Source organism: Nocardia brasiliensis, from assembly GCF_011801125.1.
In the GTDB taxonomy this organism is placed as follows: Bacteria; Actinomycetota; Actinomycetes; order Mycobacteriales; family Mycobacteriaceae; genus Nocardia; species Nocardia brasiliensis_C.
Genome location: NZ_CP046171.1, coordinates 2,594,482 through 2,610,555 on the forward strand (window position 1 = coordinate 2,594,482; position 16,074 = coordinate 2,610,555).

Annotated in this window: 17 protein-coding genes; 15 read left to right on the forward strand and 2 right to left on the reverse strand. The window is 70.0% G+C overall.

The annotated features are described in order from the left end of the window. The first annotated feature begins 115 nt into the window (after positions 1-115). The 6 genes from F5X71_RS11735 to F5X71_RS37440 all read left to right on the forward strand — a co-directional run bounded on the left by F5X71_RS11735 (position 116) and on the right by F5X71_RS37440 (position 6,823). Positions 116-1,285 carry an alpha/beta fold hydrolase gene (locus F5X71_RS11735; protein ID WP_167461966.1) on the forward strand — a complete coding sequence of 390 codons (1,170 nt, stop codon included), beginning with the start codon at positions 116-118 and terminating at the stop codon, positions 1,283-1,285. Positions 1,286-1,369: 84 nt separating this feature from the next. Beyond that, complete coding sequence (locus F5X71_RS11740; protein WP_174817043.1) at positions 1,370-2,461, forward strand: ABC transporter substrate-binding protein; 1,092 nt, start codon at positions 1,370-1,372, stop codon at positions 2,459-2,461. After that, positions 2,461-3,321, forward strand: coding sequence for an ABC transporter permease (locus F5X71_RS11745; RefSeq protein ID WP_167461967.1), 861 nt, complete (start codon positions 2,461-2,463; stop codon positions 3,319-3,321). Before F5X71_RS11740 ends, F5X71_RS11745 begins: the two co-directional genes overlap by 1 nt. Next, positions 3,297-4,058, forward strand: a complete 762-nt coding sequence (locus F5X71_RS11750; RefSeq protein ID WP_174817044.1) for an ABC transporter ATP-binding protein — start codon at positions 3,297-3,299, stop codon at positions 4,056-4,058. Before F5X71_RS11745 ends, F5X71_RS11750 begins: the two co-directional genes overlap by 25 nt. Next, positions 4,055-5,404 carry an LLM class flavin-dependent oxidoreductase gene (locus F5X71_RS11755; RefSeq protein WP_167461968.1) on the forward strand — a complete coding sequence of 450 codons (1,350 nt, stop codon included), beginning with the start codon at positions 4,055-4,057 and terminating at the stop codon, positions 5,402-5,404. The genes F5X71_RS11750 and F5X71_RS11755 overlap by 4 nt, the downstream gene beginning before the upstream one ends. 210 nt (positions 5,405-5,614) lie before the next feature. After that, positions 5,615-6,823, forward strand: coding sequence for an MFS transporter (locus F5X71_RS37440; protein WP_275106780.1), 1,209 nt, complete (start codon positions 5,615-5,617; stop codon positions 6,821-6,823). Between the two features lie 37 nt (positions 6,824-6,860). On the opposite strand, the gene F5X71_RS11765 is transcribed toward F5X71_RS37440, so the two are convergent. Continuing rightward, positions 6,861-7,445, reverse strand: a complete 585-nt coding sequence (locus tag F5X71_RS11765; RefSeq protein ID WP_167461969.1) for a TetR/AcrR family transcriptional regulator C-terminal domain-containing protein — start codon at positions 7,443-7,445, stop codon at positions 6,861-6,863. Between the two features lie 173 nt (positions 7,446-7,618). On the opposite strand from F5X71_RS11765, the gene bioB reads away from it, so the two are divergent. The 5 genes from bioB to F5X71_RS11790 all read left to right on the forward strand — a co-directional run bounded on the left by bioB (position 7,619) and on the right by F5X71_RS11790 (position 10,526). Next, the gene (bioB, locus tag F5X71_RS11770; RefSeq protein WP_167461970.1) at positions 7,619-8,632 is read left to right on the forward strand and encodes a biotin synthase BioB; all 1,014 of its coding nucleotides are present in this window, start codon (positions 7,619-7,621) and stop codon (positions 8,630-8,632) included. A gap of 8 nt (positions 8,633-8,640) precedes the next feature. Next, the gene (locus F5X71_RS11775) at positions 8,641-8,868 is read left to right on the forward strand and encodes a hypothetical protein (RefSeq protein ID WP_238815848.1); all 228 of its coding nucleotides are present in this window, start codon (positions 8,641-8,643) and stop codon (positions 8,866-8,868) included. Then, positions 8,868-9,530 (forward strand): DUF2567 domain-containing protein, encoded by a 663-nt coding sequence (locus tag F5X71_RS11780; protein WP_238815849.1) that lies wholly within the window; start codon positions 8,868-8,870, stop codon positions 9,528-9,530. Before F5X71_RS11775 ends, F5X71_RS11780 begins: the two co-directional genes overlap by 1 nt. A 94-nt stretch (positions 9,531-9,624) precedes the next feature. Further along, on the forward strand, positions 9,625-10,158 hold the full coding sequence (locus F5X71_RS11785; RefSeq protein WP_167461972.1) for a DUF1353 domain-containing protein: 534 nt from the start codon (positions 9,625-9,627) through the stop codon (positions 10,156-10,158). A 191-nt stretch (positions 10,159-10,349) separates the two neighbouring features. Further along, on the forward strand, positions 10,350-10,526 hold the full coding sequence (locus F5X71_RS11790) for a hypothetical protein (RefSeq protein WP_167461973.1): 177 nt from the start codon (positions 10,350-10,352) through the stop codon (positions 10,524-10,526). An 18-nt stretch (positions 10,527-10,544) separates the two neighbouring features. Here F5X71_RS11790 and F5X71_RS11795 read toward each other — a convergent pair whose 3' ends face one another. Next, a complete protein-coding gene (locus tag F5X71_RS11795; protein ID WP_167461974.1) occupies positions 10,545-11,303 on the reverse strand; it encodes an NUDIX hydrolase in 759 nt (252 codons plus the stop codon). 76 nt (positions 11,304-11,379) lie between these two features. On the opposite strand from F5X71_RS11795, the gene nadA reads away from it, so the two are divergent. The 4 genes from nadA to F5X71_RS11815 all read left to right on the forward strand — a co-directional run bounded on the left by nadA (position 11,380) and on the right by F5X71_RS11815 (position 16,061). Continuing rightward, a complete protein-coding gene (gene nadA, locus F5X71_RS11800) occupies positions 11,380-12,444 on the forward strand; it encodes a quinolinate synthase NadA (protein ID WP_167461975.1) in 1,065 nt (354 codons plus the stop codon). After that, positions 12,441-14,042 carry an L-aspartate oxidase gene (locus tag F5X71_RS11805; protein WP_174817045.1) on the forward strand — a complete coding sequence of 534 codons (1,602 nt, stop codon included), beginning with the start codon at positions 12,441-12,443 and terminating at the stop codon, positions 14,040-14,042. The genes nadA and F5X71_RS11805 overlap by 4 nt, the downstream gene beginning before the upstream one ends. 63 nt (positions 14,043-14,105) lie before the next feature. Continuing rightward, positions 14,106-14,966 (forward strand): carboxylating nicotinate-nucleotide diphosphorylase, encoded by an 861-nt coding sequence (gene nadC / locus F5X71_RS11810; RefSeq protein ID WP_167461976.1) that lies wholly within the window; start codon positions 14,106-14,108, stop codon positions 14,964-14,966. A gap of 99 nt (positions 14,967-15,065) precedes the next feature. Beyond that, on the forward strand, positions 15,066-16,061 hold the full coding sequence (locus tag F5X71_RS11815) for an alpha/beta hydrolase family protein (protein ID WP_167461977.1): 996 nt from the start codon (positions 15,066-15,068) through the stop codon (positions 16,059-16,061). Positions 16,062-16,074 lie beyond the last annotated feature (13 nt).

Genomic DNA, 16,074 nt, shown 5'->3' on the forward strand with positions numbered 1-16,074 from the left:
TTTCCCGCACCTGCCAGGTAGGACGGGAGAACTCTACCGGTCGGTCGGGTCCACGCCCGCGCGGGGTTGCGGGCGACGTGGCGACGGCCCGGTTCGCTTACCTACAGTGGGGAGGATGTCGCCGTTCGAAGACCGGCACCCGTCCACCGTCGCGGACTGGGACGACGCGCGACGCAAAGCCCGGTTACGGGAAACGAACCCGTGGCACGAGTGGAAGACGTTGCGCCGGACCAAGTCGGCGGTGGTGCGGGTGCTCGTACTGTTCGTCGCCGTGCTGGTCTGCTACGCGCAGTACCTGACCTTCGACGTGAAACCGGAGGCGGCGCGGCTCGCGCGCACCGACCCCGCGATCCTGCCCGTGGCGGCCCCGGCCGACCCGCGCGACTGGGACACCGTGGTGGTCGACATGGTCGGCCTCGGCAACCTCGACGCCGGCGCGACCGCCGCGGCGCTGCCTTCGCTGCGACGGATGGGCGTGGTGTGGGCGATCCGCTACGACAACGAAGGCATCGACACCAAGGTCATCGCCGATCTGATCGTGCGTGCCGCCGAACTGTCCGGGCTGAAGAACGTCGTGCTGGTCGGGCACAGCATGGGCGGGGTGATCGCGCTGGAGGTCGCCAAGCACCTGCACCTCGACAGCGACCGCAGGCTGGTCGGGGTGATCTTGGACTGCACCCCGGTGGACCTGGACGCGGTCCGGCCGGAGAGCCGGGGCCGGGGCGAGGATATGGTGCGCTGGATGCGCTGGCTGCCCGGCGCGCGCGAGAGCAGGCTGCTGCGGCTGGCGGTGGAAACCTATGCGCGGCGCGACCGTTTCGTCTCGCACGGTGGTGGCGGCACGCCGCCTGGCATCCGGTTCGAACGGTTGCGTGCGGTGCTCGACGAGGTGCTGCGGGAGAAGATCTTCTCGCGCAACGCGGCGAGCAACGGTCTGATCGAGGCGCAGTTCACCGCGATCGTGGCGGGCGGCGCGACGAACGATCTGCGCGCCCTGGCCGGGCCGACGCACGGAAAGACCCGCCCCGCAGTCGTATTCATCCGGCCGAGGGATGCGAGCCGCGATCGTGTGGTCGATGTCGAGTACTCGCACCGGGTGCTGATCGATCAGGTGGGTGGCGTCGACGGCACGCTCTCGGTGGTGCGGGCGCGAAACACGGGGCACGCCAATCCGATGCAGCGGCCGGTGGAGTACAACACGGTGATCGAGCAGCAGGTCGTGCCGTTCATCCAGCGCTATCAGCAGCAGGTCCGCACGACGAGCGCCGCGGCCGCACCACGCTGAGCCGGTTCGGACCAGGCTGGGCCAGTTCGAACCAGCCTGAGACAAACGGTGTTCCGGCCGGATTTGTCTTGTTTGAATCCCGGTATGTACCGACCACGCACGTCCTTGTTCGGCCGCCATGGCCGCACCACCGCCGCATTGCTCGCCGTGGCAACCGTTGCGACCCTCGGACTCACCGGCTGCTCGAACTCCGACAAGCCGGTCGGTCCCGTCGCCGATACGCCACTGCCCGTGGAGGTTCCGGCTGGAACCAAACTCGTCGTCGCCGACCAGCAGGAGCGGTTGCAGACCGCGCTGCGGGTGTCCGGTGAGCTGGACAAGCTGCCGTTCAAGGTGGAGTTCGCCAACTTCATCGGTGGACCCGCGATCCTGGAGGCGTTCCGCGCCGGGGCGGCCGATATCGCGCCGGTCGGTGACGTCCCGCCGATCCACGCGTTGGCCGCGGGCCAGGACGTGCCCATCGTCGCCGCCTACCAAACCAGCACCACCGCACTGAAACTCGCGGTCGCGCCCGGCAAGCAGATCAGTAAGCTGGCCGACCTCAAAGGCAAGAAGATCGCCTACGCCGAAGGCACCGCCCAGCAGGCGGCGGTGCTGCGGGCGTTGGACAGGGTGGGCCTGAAACCCGCTGACGCGCAACTGGTTCGACTGCAGCTGGCCGAGTTCCTCGACGCGGTGCGCACCGGGCAGGTTGATGTCGCCCCGCTGCTCGAGCCGAATGTCACCCGCCTGCTGCGGACTCCGGGCGCGAGCCTGATTCCCGACAGTGAGACCGACGGCATCTACGGTGGGCTCGCGTACCTGTACGCGCGGCGCGCGGTGGTCCAGGACCCGGCCAAGGCGGCCGCGACGCGCGCCCTGGTCGGCGCCTACGTCCGTGCCTACCAGTGGACCAACACGCACCAGGACGAATGGGCGCGCAAGTACTACATCGACAACCAGAAGGTGAGCGCGGAGGATGCCGGGCGCATCGTGGACTCGCTCGGCATCCTCACCTTCCCACACCTGGACCAGCAGCTCGTGGAGCGGCAGCAGGCCACCATCGACGCCATCGACAAGGCGGGTGAGTTGCCCAGGAAGGTGCAGGCCGCCAAGGGCTTCGATCTGCGCTTCGACGCCGCGATCACCGAGGCGGTCAGCGCCAGCGGTGCCGCGCACGCACCGAAGCAACGCTGATGGCGACACTGGACGCGGGCGTACTCAGCGGGCTGGGGCGCGGTAGCGCGCAGGCCGAGGCGCTCGCCAAACGCAAACCGGCCCGGCGGCGGCTCGGCCCTGGGCGGCCGATTCCGTTCGGCGTCGCGCTCGGCCCCGCGCTGCTGATCACGGCCTGGGTGATCGGATCCGCCTCCGGCGCACTGGATCCGGAGACCCTGCCCGCGCCGTGGGTGGTCGCCCAGACCGCGAGCGAGCTGGCCGCGGACGGTCGTCTGCAGTCGAATCTGCTGACCTCGGTGCAGCGGGCCGGTGTCGGCCTGGTCATCGGTGTGCTCGCCGGGTTGGTCCTGGCGCTGATCGCCGGACTGAGCCGGATCGGCGAGGCGCTGGTGGACGGTCCGATCCAGATCAAGCGGGCGATCCCGACCCTGGCGCTGATTCCGCTGTTCATCGTGTGGTTCGGCATCGGCGAAGAGATGAAGCTGGTCGTCATCACGACCAGCGTGGCGATCCCGATCTATCTCAACACCCACGCGTACCTGCGCAGCGTCGACGCCAGATACGTGGAACTCGCCCAGACGGTCGGCCTTTCGCGCTGGGGCTTCATCCGCCGGATCGCGTTGCCCGGCTCGCTGCCCGGCTTCTTCATCGGGCTGCGGCTCGCGGTCACCATCGCCTGGCTGGCGCTGGTCGTGGTGGAACAGGTCAACGCGACCAGCGGCATCGGCTACCTGATGACCCAGGCCCGCACCTACGGGCAGATCGATGTGATCGTGGTCGGCCTCGTGATCTACGGCCTGCTCGGGCTTTTCGGTGATCTCGCGGTCCGCGCGGTGGAAAGGAAGACGCTGTCATGGCGAGCGACACTGGGCGACTGAACGTCGTGCGGACCAGGGAGCTGCGCCGCGGCTTCGGTGACCGTGTCGTGCTGCGCGACCTCGACATCGATATCGCGCGCGGCGAATTCGTCGCCCTGCTCGGGCGCAGCGGTTCCGGCAAGAGCACCCTGCTGCGGGCGCTGGCCGAATTGGACTACGACGTACCCGGTTCCGGTGAACTGACCGTGCCCAGCGAGCGGGCCGTGGTGTTCCAGGATTCCCGGTTGCTGCCGTGGACCCGGGTGCTCGACAACGTGATCCTCGGCCTCGGCGGCCACGACGCGGCCGAGCGCGGCCGGGCCGCACTCGCCGAGGTCGGCCTCGCCGGGCGCGAAAAGGCTTGGCCCAGAGAACTTTCCGGTGGTGAGCAGCAGCGCGTCGCGTTGGCGCGCTCGCTGGTGCGGGAGCCGGAACTGCTGCTCGCCGACGAACCGTTCGGCGCGCTCGACGCGCTCACCCGGATCAAGATGCACGCGCTGCTGCAGGACCTGTGCGCCCGGCACAAGCCCGCCGTCCTGCTGGTCACCCACGACGTCGACGAGGCCGTGCTGCTCGCCGACCGGGTGCTGGTGCTCGACGAGGGCGCCATCGCGGTCGATCAGCGCATCGATCTGGAACGCCCTCGCCACCACAGTGATCCGGCGTTCAACCACTACCGGTCCCTGCTGCTGGCCAGCCTCGGCGTCGGTCCCGCGGGTCAGCCGACCGTTCGTCCAGAAGAGAAGAAAGCCTCATGAGTCATCCCCGTCAGCTCAGCCTGAACGCGTTCATCTATCCGTCCGGCCACCACGAGGCGGCCTGGCGTCATCCCGACAGCCAACCGCACCGGATCTATGACGCCGCCTACTACCAGGAGATCGGCCACACCGCGGAGGCCGCGAAACTCGACGCGGTGTTCTTCGCCGACGGTCCCGCGCTGCGCACCAACGTCGAGCACAACGCGGGCTCCGGGCTGGAGCCGATCACGCTGCTCACCGCGATCGCCACGGCGACAACGCATCTCGGTCTGATCGCGACCGCGTCGACGACCTACTATGAGCCCTACAACCTGGCCAGGCTGTTCTCCACGCTCGACCACATCTCCGGTGGCCGGGCCGGCTGGAACATCGTCACCACCGGAACCGATCTCGCCGCCGCGAACTTCGGTCTGGACAAACACCCCGACCACGCCGAACGCTACGCGCGGGCACGGGAATTCGTCGACGCCGTGGTGGCGCTGTGGGACAGCTGGGAAGACGACGCCATCGTGCTGGACCAGGCGAGCGGGCGCTACGCCGACCCGGCCAAGATCCACCCGATCGACTTCGTCGGCGAATACCTGCGGGTGCGTGGGCCGTTCAACGCCCCGCGCACGCCGCAGGGGCACCCGGTGCTCGTCCAGGCGGGCGCCTCCAACGAGGGGCGTTCGTTCGCGGGCAAATACGCCGAGGCGATCTTCACCGCCCATCAGCGGCTCGAGGACGCGCAAGCCTTCTATGCCGATATCAAGGCGCAGGCACAGGGTTTCGGCCGCGATCCCGAGCACGTCAAGATCCTGCCGGGGATCAGCCCGTTCATCGGTGACACCGAGGCGGCGGCCAAGCGGCTCGAACGCGAGTTCAACGAGCTCACCGTGCCGGAGTACGGCCTGACGCAGCTGGAGAACATCGTCGGCAAGAGCCTGCGCCACCTCCCGCTCGACGGCGACGTTCCGGTCGATCTGTTCGACGACGCGGGCGATGTCACCGACAACGGGCGCAGCCGCCTGCAGGTCGTCGCGGGCATCGTGCGACGCGAGCGGCCGACCGTGCGCGGCCTGCTGCACCGTCTGGCGGGCGCGCGTGGCCATCGCGTGTTCGCGGGCACACCGGAACAGGTCGCCGACACCATCGAGGAATGGTTCCGCGGCGGTGCCGCGGACGGTTTCAACGTGATGCCGCCGTACTACCCCGGCGGTCTCCAAGTGTTCGCCGAGACCGTCGTCCCGATCCTGCAGGAACGCGGGCTCTTTCGCACCGAATACAGCGGCACCACCCTGCGCGATCACTTCGGGTTGCCCCGCCCGGAGAGCCGCTTCGCCCGACGCCCCGCTCTGGCACAGTGAGTGCCCTGAGTATCGCGAGTTCGGCTCTGCCGCAACGACAGTGGGCATCGCCGTGCGGCGGCGGCGCAGCATGGGTGTCGTGTCGCGCTCGGTCGTCCCGGTGGTGCGCGTGGTCGCACGCCGAAACCCGGTGCCGCGGCGCATGATGCCACGGGTAGGACAGCGAACAGGCACGCACATCAGGCGGCTCGCCGATCCGGCCGCGGCGTGGTGAGCGCCGCGGCAGGCGCCGAGGCGGTTCGACTGCGCTCGCTCACCTGGTCGGTCTTCGTCCCGATGGTGTTGTACGGCATCGGCGCCGGTGCGGCCGCCCCGATGTACGCGCTGCGCGCGCTGGATCTCGGCGCGTCGCTCGGGTCGGCGGGGCTGCTGGTCGCGCTGAGCGGGCTGGGCATGGTGCTGGCCGATCTGCCCGCCGGGCGGATCGTCGCGCGGATCGGGGAGCGGGGCGCGATCGGGGCGGGCTCCTTGCTCGGCGTTCTCGGCGTACTGCTGGCCATCGTCGCACCGAATCAGGGTGTGCTGGCGGTGGGATTGCTGCTCAACGGCGCCGCCGCGGCCGTGTGGGGGCTGGCGCGCCAGACCTACATCGTCGCGGTGGTGCCCGCCGCGGACCGCGGCCGGGCGATGTCCACCCTGGCGGGATCGCATCGGCTCGGCTACTTCGGCGGGCCGTTCCTCGGCGCGGTGCTCGTGCACGCGATGGGCCCGAGCGGTGCGCTGTGGCTGCAACTGGCCACCATGCTCCTCTCGGGTGCGGCCATGGTCGCGATCCCGGCGCCCGACGACGCGCGGGGCAAGCCGGACGCGCACACGCTGCGCTCGGTGGTCGTCGAGAACATCGGGGTGCTCGGCACTTTGGGGTCGGCGGCGCTGCTGATGGGGGCGGTGCGGGCGGCCAGGGTCGCGGTGCTCCCGCTGTGGGCGGCGCACATCGGGCTCAGCGCCGCGGCGACCAGCGTGGTGTTCGGCATCGCGGGCGCGGTGGACGTGCTGCTGTCCTACCCGGCGGGCATCTGGCTCGACCGGCGCGGCAGCCGCGCCGTCGGCGTCCCGGCAATGGTGTTGTTCGCCTTGGGTTTCGCCGCGCTGCCCGGCACCTCGTCGGTACTCGGGCTCGGCACGGTCGCCGTGCTGCTCGGACTCGCCAACGGCGTCAGCAACGGCGTGATCATGACCGTGGGCGCCGACGCCGCGCCCGAGGACCGGCGCACCGAGTTCCTCGGGGCCTGGCGCCTGACCCACGACACCGGCATGTTCGCGGGTCCGCTGGTCGCGGGTGCGATCAGTGCGGTCGCGCTGCTGAGCGTCGCGGCCTTCGCGCTGGCCGGTGCCGCCGTGGTGGGCGCGGCCGCGATGTATCGCTGGTTTCCCGGGCCGAACGGGCTACGCGCGCAACCGGTTCCGGTCGACTCCTGACCCGGCGCGCCGCATGCGGGCGACGCCCGCATGGACCTCAGCGCACGCGGCTGCCGAGCAGGTGCCGCACACCCGCGATGAACAGCTGCAGGCCGAAGTCGAAACGGGCGGTGGGGTCCGGGGTTTCGTCGAGCGGGGTCTCGTCTTCGGGCAGCGCGCCCGCGGAATCCATTTGCATCCTGGACTGTTCGTCGACGGTCTGGCCGAGCACGTAGTACAGCAGCGTGAAGGAGCTGAGCTCGGCCTCAGGGCGGGGCATGCCCGCGCGGATGGCCGCGCTCACCATGCGTTCGCGCCCCTTGCTGGTGGTGAGCCGGGAAGCGTAGGTGGCCGAGACCAATTCGGCGCCGTCACGGTAGGCGAGCAGGCAGTCGCGCAGCCGGTGTGCCAATTCGCTGATCTGGCCGTCCCATTCGGTCGCGACGATCGGATCGTCCATCGGCGCGAGTATCTTGTCCGCGACCGCGCCGAGCAGCGCCTGCTTGTTCGGGAAGTGCCAGTACAGCGCGCCCGGCTGCACCTGGAGCGAGCCGGCCAGCCTGCGCATGGTCAGGTCGGCGAGACCGTACCGGTCCAGAATCGCGATGGCGCCGTCGACCACGTCCGCTCTGTGCAGCTGCACCCGAATTCCTCCGTCTATCCATCGCAGTACCTGTCTGTGCACGCTACCGCCTCGGGGCCGCCGGTCGGGCCGCCGCGTACCGCCGCGGTGTTTTGACTCACTGCCTGCGCTACCCTAACCTGAACGCCGTTCAAGTTGCACGGCCACCTCGGCCGGACGAAGGGATTCGCGCAGTGACCCAGGCTCCCGTAGACACCTCGATCCTGACCATCGCGCGCGAGCAGGTGCTCGAACGCGGCGAAGGGCTCACCCAGGAGCAGACCCTCGAGGTGCTCCGCCTCGGCGACGATCAGCTCGAAGAGCTGCTCGCGCTGGCCCACGACGTGCGGATGAAGTGGTGCGGCCCTGAGGTCGAGGTCGAGGGCATCATCAGCCTGAAAACCGGCGGCTGCCCGGAGGACTGCCACTTCTGCTCCCAGTCCGGCCTGTTCCAGTCGCCGGTGCGGGCCGCGTGGCTCGACATCCCGAGCCTGGTCGAGGCCGCCAAGCAGACCGCAAAGACCGGTGCTACCGAGTTCTGCATCGTCGCCGCGGTGCGCGGCCCGGACGCGCGCCTGATGGCCCAGGTCGCCGCGGGCGTCGAGGCCATCCGCAACGAGGTCGACATCCAGGTCGCCTGCTCGCTGGGCATGCTGACCCAGGAACAGGTCGACCAGCTCGCCGCGATGGGCGTGCACCGGTACAACCACAACCTGGAGACCTCGCGCTCCTACTTCCCGAACGTGGTCACCACGCACACCTGGGAGGAACGCTGGGACACCCTGCGCATGGTGCGTGCCGCCGGCATGGAGGTGTGCTGTGGCGGCATCCTCGGCATGGGCGAAACGCTGGAGCAGCGTGCGGAATTCGCGGCGAACCTGGCCGAGCTCGAACCGGACGAGGTCCCGCTCAACTTCCTCAACCCGCGTCCGGGCACCCCGTTCGGCGACCTCGAGGTGCTGCCCGCCGCGGACGCGCTGCGCGCCGTCGCCGCGTTCCGGCTCGCCCTGCCGCGCACCATCCTTCGCTTCGCGGGCGGTCGCGAGATCACCCTCGGCGACCTGGGCGCCAAGCAGGGCATGCTCGGCGGCATCAACGCCGTCATCGTCGGCAACTACCTGACCACGCTCGGCAGGCCCGCCGAGGCGGATCTGGATCTGCTCGGTGAGTTGAAGATGCCGATCAAGGCGCTCAACGAAACCCTCTGATCCGCCGCATGAGTAGTGTCATGCCCATGGACGAGCGCTACAACCCGTTCACCGGCAAACCGATCGTGCCCGGCCGCGACGACGCCGTGCCGGCGGCCGCCGCGCTTGGCCTCGAGCCGCCGCGCTTCTGTGAGCGGTGCGGTCGCCGGATGATCGTGCAGGTGAGTCCGGACGGCTGGTGGGCCAAATGCTCCCGGCACGGTGTGATCGACGCCGCCAGTCTGGAACTGCGCTAGTGCGCGCGGCACCGAACGCGGCGCGCGGCGCCGCCGTTGTCGCGCTGCTCGTGGTGCTGGCCAGCGCGCTCGTCGGCGTGCTGTGGGGTCTGCTCGCGCCGACCGAGCAGCTGTTCGTGGTGGAGCAGGGCCGCGGCGCCGTGCTCACCGGGGAGAGCACGCATCAGTTCGACGCGGTCGCGATGTTCGTGTGCCTCGGCGCGGTCACCGGACTGCTCGCCGCGATCGCCGCCTGGCGGTGGCGGGCGATGCGCGGGCCGCTGCTGCAACTCGGGCTGCTGGCCGGCTCGATCCTCGGTGCGATGGTGATGGCGAAGCTCGGCGAGCAGGTGGCCGCGTGGGCGCATCCGCGCCCGCACAATCCGCCGATCGGCCAGATCGTCGAGTTGCCGAGCGAATTGGGGACCTGGCTGGCGCTGATCGTGCAGCCACTGGTCGCCTCACTCATCGTGCTGTTCGCCGCGGCGCTGAGCCCGACCGAAGACCTGGGCACCGGAACCCGTGCCGTCGCGACGGACCCGTACGGAACGCTCGGCGCACCCGCCTATCCCGCGGGCGACGCGTCGTACCGGCCGGGTGGACCTGCGGTGCCCTACGGTGGATACGAGCCAACCGGCGAGGCCGGTTCCGGATCGCTGCCCCAGCCCCGGCCCAGCCACTGACGCGTTGTCCGAACCGTTGCCCGGTCGACAGCTCAGATGTACCGCAGCCCCCTAGAATTGGGGGACACGCTGTGCGTTCGGAGAGGAACGGATTGTGGCGTTCGTCGGTAGCGGGCTGGTCGTCGAGGAGCTCGACGCGAAGTTCTGGCGGGTGGTCGAACCGCTCGTCTATCAAGGTGATTCCCAAGAGTTCGTGATCCCGGCCGGGTTCCGCACCGACTTCGCCTCGGTGCCGCGGGTGCTGGTCTGGTTGGTGCCGCGCTACGGCGCCTACACCCGCGCCGCCATCCTGCACGACTATCTGCGCAGCACCGGGGCGGTGGGCGTCGCCGACGCGGACGGGCTGTTCCGCCGCTGCCTGCGCGAGATGAACGTGACGCTGCCGCGCCGCTGGATGATGTGGGCGGCGGTGCGTTTGACCAGCGGGCTGCGCGGCGCGAGCCTCGGTGCGGTCGCGCTCTGGGTGTTGATCGCGATCCCGTCGGTGGTCTTCCTCGCGGTGCCGGTCGTCGTGGTGCAGCTGTTCCTGGTGCTGTTCTGGTTCGTGGAACTGCTCTGCTGGGCCGTTTCCCGCGTGTTCACCCGCACCGCCGCGCCACCGCCCGAACCCCAGATGAAAACCGCGTGAGCCTGCCCGATCGCCCTGGACACGCCCGTCATCGAGGTCGGCACCGACGCGGGCTACGGCCCGTCGCCGAACGAAGTCGCCGCCTTCGTCGACCGGTGCGGGCCCGGGGCACGTGCGGAAAATGGGTGGAGGGCTCGCCCGCCCTGGCGTAGGGTCGCCGGTCGGACCAGACAAAGGAAGGAGGTCCGGTGATGAACGGAAAGAACGGGGCGGCGGCAGCACCGACCTCCGTCGCGACCGCCGAGCGAGCGGATCTGGTCGCCTGGCGCCGCCGAGATGCGTTGCGCCGCAGCAACGCCGCACAACCCCTCCCGAACAAGCGCCGCTACCGGCGCACTACCAAACACCGCAAGCCCTTCGCCGAATAGCCCGCTCGACAGCCCCGGTCAGGTTCGTGGGCGTAGGGCGGCGAACTCGTCGGTGACTCGGATGCCGGAATCGGTGTAGCGGTAGACGGCGGCGGGGCGGCCGCCCGCGCGGCCGGGTGCTCTGGTCTGGCCGGTGGGGGTGATCACCTTGCGGCGGGCGAGGACTCGCTGCAGGTTGGTCGTGTCCACGTCGTAGCCCAGTGCGGCGCAGTAGATTTCGCGCAGCGTGGACATGGTGAAATCGGCGGGGGCGAGCGCGAACGCGATATTGGTGTAGGAGAGCTTAGCGGCGAGTCTGGTGCGTGCGTGCTCGACCACCGTGCCGTGATCGAACGACATCGGCGGCAACGCGGAGACGGGATGCCAGGCGGTGTCGGCGGGGAGTCGCGGGTCGGCGGTGAGCGGGACCAGCCCGAGATAGGCCGACGCGATCCGGCGCGGCGCTGGCACCCGGTCGGGCGCGCTGAACACCGACAGCTGCTCGAGGTGGGCCAGCTCGCGCACGTCGACCTTCTCCGCGAGCTGCCTGCCCGCCGAGGTGTCGAGGTCCTCGTCGTCGCGCAGCCGGCCGCCGGGGAGCGACCAGGTGCCCTTCTGCGGGTCCAGCGCGCGTTCCCAGAGCAACACGGCCAATTCGGTCCGTTGTCCAGGAGGGCACCGCCCGATGTGCTCCTTTCCGGCCGCGTCAGGGTCGGGACCTGCGGCGATGTTGGCGGGGAAGCGGCGAACCTGGAACACCGCGGTGAGCGTTTCGTGGATGGTGCTACTATGGGGCACGTTTTCGATTATAAGTCGAAAACCTGGTTAGGTGCGAATCGGTGGTGTAACTGGTCGCACGACGAAGGGAGCCATCATGGCGACGATGGGTGCGAAACTGGCGCCTCCGCTGATGGAGCAGGTGTTCGACGGGCCGTCAGGGTTCACCGGTGTCGAGGCGACGCCGCAGTGGGCTCAGGAAGTCAAGCGGCTGGCCCGCGAGCGAAACGCGACGATTCTCGCGCACAACTATCAGTTGCCGGAGATCCAGGACGTGGCCGATCACGTGGGTGATTCGCTGGCGCTGTCGCGGATCGCGGCCGAGGCGCCCGAGGACACGATCGTGTTCTGCGGTGTGCACTTCATGGCGGAGACCGCGAAGATCCTCTCGCCGGACAAGACCGTGTTGATCCCGGATCAGCGGGCGGGTTGTTCGCTGGCGGATTCGATCACGGCCGCGGAGTTGCGGGCGTGGAAGGCGGAGTTCCCCGACGCGCTGGTGGTGTCGTATGTGAACACCACCGCCGAGGTCAAGGCGCTGACCGATATCTGCTGCACGTCGTCGAACGCGGTGGACGTGGTGGCTTCGATCGATCCCGATCGCACGGTGCTGTTCCTGCCGGACCAGTTCCTGGGCGCGCACGTCAAGCGGGTCACCGGGCGCGAGAACATGCACATCTGGGCGGGGGAGTGCCATGTGCACGCCGGTATCAACGGTGACGAGCTGACCGAGCAGGCGCGCACCCACCCGGAGGCGGAGTTGTTCGTGCATCCCGAATGTGGTTGCGCGACTTCGGCGTTGTATCTGGCTGGTGAGGGCGCGTTCCCCGCGGAGCGGGTGCACATTCTTTCGACGGGCGGCATGATCGATGCGGCGCGGGAGGTGCGGGAGCGCCGTGGTGCGGCCGCGTCGACGCAGGTGCTGGTGGCGACCGAGGTCGGCATGCTGCATCAGCTGCGAAAGGCCGCGCCGGGCATCGACTTCCAGGCGGTGAACGATCGCGCCTCGTGCAAGTACATGAAGATGATCACCCCGGCGGCGTTGCTGCGTTGCCTGGTGGAGAACCGGGACGAGGTGCACGTCGACCCGGAAACCGCGGCCCGTGGCCGTAGTTCGGTCCAGCGCATGATCGAGATCGGCAATCCGGGCGGTGGTGAATGACGCCGACCTCTGCCCGCGCGGCAGTGGTCGGGCCGTCGATCGAGTGGGAGGCCGAAGCCGACTTCGTGGTGATCGGCGGCGGCGTCGCCGGGCTCACGGCGGCGCGCACCGCCTCACTGCGGGGCCTGCGGGTGCTCACGCTCAGCAAGGGCGGGGCGACCGACACGTCCACGCAATACGCGCAGGGAGGCATCGCCGTCGTTGCGCCGGAAGGCGATTCGGTGGCGTCGCACGTGCAGGACACGGTCGAGGCCGGTGCCGGACTCTGCCGGGTCGATGCGGTGCGCTCGATCGTCGAGGGCGGGCAGGACGCGGTGGCGGCGCTGACCGACCTCGGCGCGGTGTTCGATCTCGGCCGGGACGGCCAGATCTCGCGTACCAGGGAGGGCGGGCACAGTACCCGGCGGATCATTCATGCCGGTGGTGACGCGACCGGTGCGGAGGTGCAGCGCGCGCTCAACGCGGCGGGTCTGCCGGTGTTGTTCGGTGCGGCGGCCGGTGAGATCGTCACCGGGCCGGACGGTGTGCAGGGCGTTGTGGTGGTGTCGGAGCGCGGTTTCGGCGTCGTGCACACCCCGGCGGTGCTGTTGGCCACCGGCGGTCTCGGGCAGCTCTACGCGTTGAGCACCAACCCGCCGGGTGCGACCGCCGACGGTGTCGCGCTGGCGCTGTGGGCCGGTGCGGCGGTGGCGGATCTGGAGTTCGTGCAGTTCCATCCGACGGTGCTGTTCACCCCGGGCGGGCTCGGGCGTCGTCCGTTGATCAGCGAGGCGGTGCGCGGGGAGGGCGGGATTCTGGTCGACGCCGAAGGGGATTCGGTGACCGCGGGGGTGCACCCGCGTGGCGATCTCGCGCCGCGCGATGTGGTGTCGCGCGCGATCGCGGCCCGGATGCGGGTCTTGGGCACCGATCACGTCTATCTCGACGCTCGCGCCATCGCCGGTTTCGCGCAACGGTTCCCGACGATCACCGCCTCCTGTCACGAGGCGGGCATCGATCCCGCGACGCAGTTGATCCCGGTGGCCCCGGCCGCGCACTACCAGTGCGGTGGCGTGGTCACCGACCCGCACGGCCGCACCGGCGTGCCCGGGTTGTATGCGGCGGGCGAGGTCGCGCGCACCGGCCTGCACGGCGCGAATCGGCTGGCCTCCAACAGCTTGCTCGAGGGCCTCGTGGTCGGCGAACGGGTCGGGGTCGCCGCCGCGGAACGCCAGGGTGTGCCCGCGACGGTGGCCGCGATCCCGGCCCGCGTCGCCGAGACGGCCGACCGGCCGGTGCTGCAGCAGTTGATGAGCGAGCACGCCTCGGTCGTGCGTGATCAGGCGGGCCTGGACGAGGCGATCAAGCGGATGGAAGACGCTGTGACGCCACGCCACACGCTCGTGCCCGGCGCGGGCTTCGCCGAACGGGTCGCCGGACTCGAGGACGCGGCGCTGACCCTCGCGGCGCGCACCCTGTTGCTCACCGCCTCGACCCGCACCGAAAGCCGGGGCTGTCACACCAGATCCGATCACCCCCACCCCGATGACCGGCTGCGCCTGAGCTTCTCGGTCCGACTCGACGGCGCCGGTCGACCCCAACTGGGCCCACCCGCCTGATCTATCTCCGGTGGCACACGCGCCACCCGCACCAGCGATCGACATGACCAGAGGAGTGCGCTGATGGCACTGGATACCGCGTTGGACCGCGATGAGCTACTCACCCTCATCCGGACCGCGCTAGACGAGGACCTGCGCTACGGGCCCGACATCACCACCGCCGCAACCGTTCCCGCCGACGCGGTCGTCAAGGCGTCGGTGGTGGCACGTCAACCCGGCACCCTCGCCGGCCTCGACATCGGGCTGCTGGTGCTCGACGAAGTCCTCGGCGCGGGCAACTACGAGATCACCGGCCGCTGCACCGACGGAACCCGGCTCACTCCGGGACAATCCGTGCTCACCATCCTCGCCCCCACCCGCGGCCTGCTCACCGCCGAACGCACCATGCTCAACCTGGTCTGCCACCTCTCCGGCATCGCGACCACCACCAGCGCCTGGGTCGACGCCGTCACCGGCACCACCTGCCAGATCCGTGACAGCCGCAAAACCCTGCCCGGCCTGCGCGCCCTGCAGAAATACGCGGTCCGCGTCGGCGGCGGCGTCAACCACCGCATGGGACTCGGCGACGCCGCACTCATCAAGGACAACCACGTCGTCGCGGCGGGCTCGGTGGTCGAGGCCCTGCGCGCTGTGCGCGCCCTCGCCCCCGACATCGCCTGCGAGGTCGAGGTCGACAGCCTCGACCAACTCGACGCGGTGCTCGCCGAGAACGTGGAACTGGTGCTGCTCGACAACTTCCCGCTCTGGCAGACCCAGGCGGCCGTCCAGCGCCGCAATGCCGTCGCGCCGGGGACGAAGCTCGAGTCCTCCGGCGGGCTCGCCCTCGACGTGGCCGCGGACTATGCCCGCACCGGCGTCGACTACCTGGCCGTCGGCGCGCTCACCCACTCGGTGCGGGTGCTCGACCTCGGGCTCGACATGTAGCGGAACGATCTCGTTCGCCGATCTAAGGGCGTGTTGTCTCGACCCGATCGGTACCTGGTTCCACCGCGCGTCCGTTTCCGTCTGTGGCACGCTCCGCGCATGAAGTCGGCGGGGTCGGTGGCGTTATCGATCGTTTCGGCGCTGGCCGCGCTGTGGTCCGGTGGAGCGCCCGCGGTCGCGGCACCGGGCTGCGCCGCGGACAACGTTGCGCGCCAAGCGATCACGATCGCGGTCGACGGGGAGCAGGCGAGCGGCTGGGTCTATGAGCCCTATTACTGCGAACCCGGCGACCGGCCCGCGCGGCAGCTGATCGTCGCGGTGCACGGCTTCAACGAGAAGTCGGGCGACTATCCCGATGTGATGGCGGCGATCGCGCGGCGCGGCGGCGCGACCCTGCTCACGCTGGACCAGCGCGGGGCGCAGAGCCGATGGAAGACCGGGGAGTGGAACCCGTGGGCAGGCTGGCACGACGTGGTGGCCGCCGCCGAGCAATACAAGCAGGCGCATCGGTCGGTCGCGCGCACCGTGCTGTGGGGCTGGAGCCAAGGCGGCATGACCAGCGGTCTGGCCTTGGCACACGGGCCGCGCGGGCTGTTCGACTACTGGGTGAACACCGCGGGGCCGTCGAACGCCGTCGACTATTGGAATGTGGGCAACACGCTCGGGCTGCCGCAGCTGACTCAGATCGAGCGGGACGCGGGGGACTGTTCGCCCACGCAATGCCCGCAGGCGTACCGCGATCGCTCCACCACGGCGCTCGCCGCGCAGCTGAGCGCGCGGCGCAGCTTCCTAGTGCACGGCACCGCCGATCCGATTGTCCCGTACCAGCATTCGCTCGATCTGAAGGCCGCACTGGTGGCGGCGGGCCGACCCTATTCGATGTATACGATCGTCACCGGCCGCGGTCCGGACGGGGTGGTCCTACCCGGGACGCACTGGATCGGACCGGTCTGGTTCGAGGGCGCGTGTGTGGTGGAACGGATCCTCACCGATCGTGAGCCGATGGACCGCGCCGCCCTGGAATACACCACCGATGTGCTGGCGGGCGTCGACACCGCGCCGCCCGCACCGCCCGGCGCGATCTGCGCGGGCTGAGCCGCGCCGCCTG

Excerpts from the sequence above, each read along its gene's own strand:
- F5X71_RS11735 (WP_167461966.1), top strand. The coding sequence starts at position 116 with ATGTCGCCGTTCGAAGACCGGCACCCGTCCACCGTCGCGGACTGGGAC.
- F5X71_RS11740 (WP_174817043.1), top strand. The coding sequence starts at position 1,370 with ATGTACCGACCACGCACGTCCTTGTTCGGCCGCCATGGCCGCACCACC.
- F5X71_RS11745 (WP_167461967.1), top strand. The coding sequence starts at position 2,461 with ATGGCGACACTGGACGCGGGCGTACTCAGCGGGCTGGGGCGCGGTAGC.
- F5X71_RS11750 (WP_174817044.1), top strand. The coding sequence starts at position 3,297 with ATGGCGAGCGACACTGGGCGACTGAACGTCGTGCGGACCAGGGAGCTG.
- F5X71_RS11755 (WP_167461968.1), top strand. The coding sequence starts at position 4,055 with ATGAGTCATCCCCGTCAGCTCAGCCTGAACGCGTTCATCTATCCGTCC.
- F5X71_RS11775 (WP_238815848.1), top strand. The coding sequence starts at position 8,641 with ATGAGTAGTGTCATGCCCATGGACGAGCGCTACAACCCGTTCACCGGC.
- F5X71_RS11790 (WP_167461973.1), top strand. The coding sequence starts at position 10,350 with ATGAACGGAAAGAACGGGGCGGCGGCAGCACCGACCTCCGTCGCGACC.
- nadA (WP_167461975.1), top strand. The coding sequence starts at position 11,380 with ATGGCGACGATGGGTGCGAAACTGGCGCCTCCGCTGATGGAGCAGGTG.
- F5X71_RS11805 (WP_174817045.1), top strand. The coding sequence starts at position 12,441 with ATGACGCCGACCTCTGCCCGCGCGGCAGTGGTCGGGCCGTCGATCGAG.
- nadC (WP_167461976.1), top strand. The coding sequence starts at position 14,106 with ATGGCACTGGATACCGCGTTGGACCGCGATGAGCTACTCACCCTCATC.
- F5X71_RS11815 (WP_167461977.1), top strand. The coding sequence starts at position 15,066 with ATGAAGTCGGCGGGGTCGGTGGCGTTATCGATCGTTTCGGCGCTGGCC.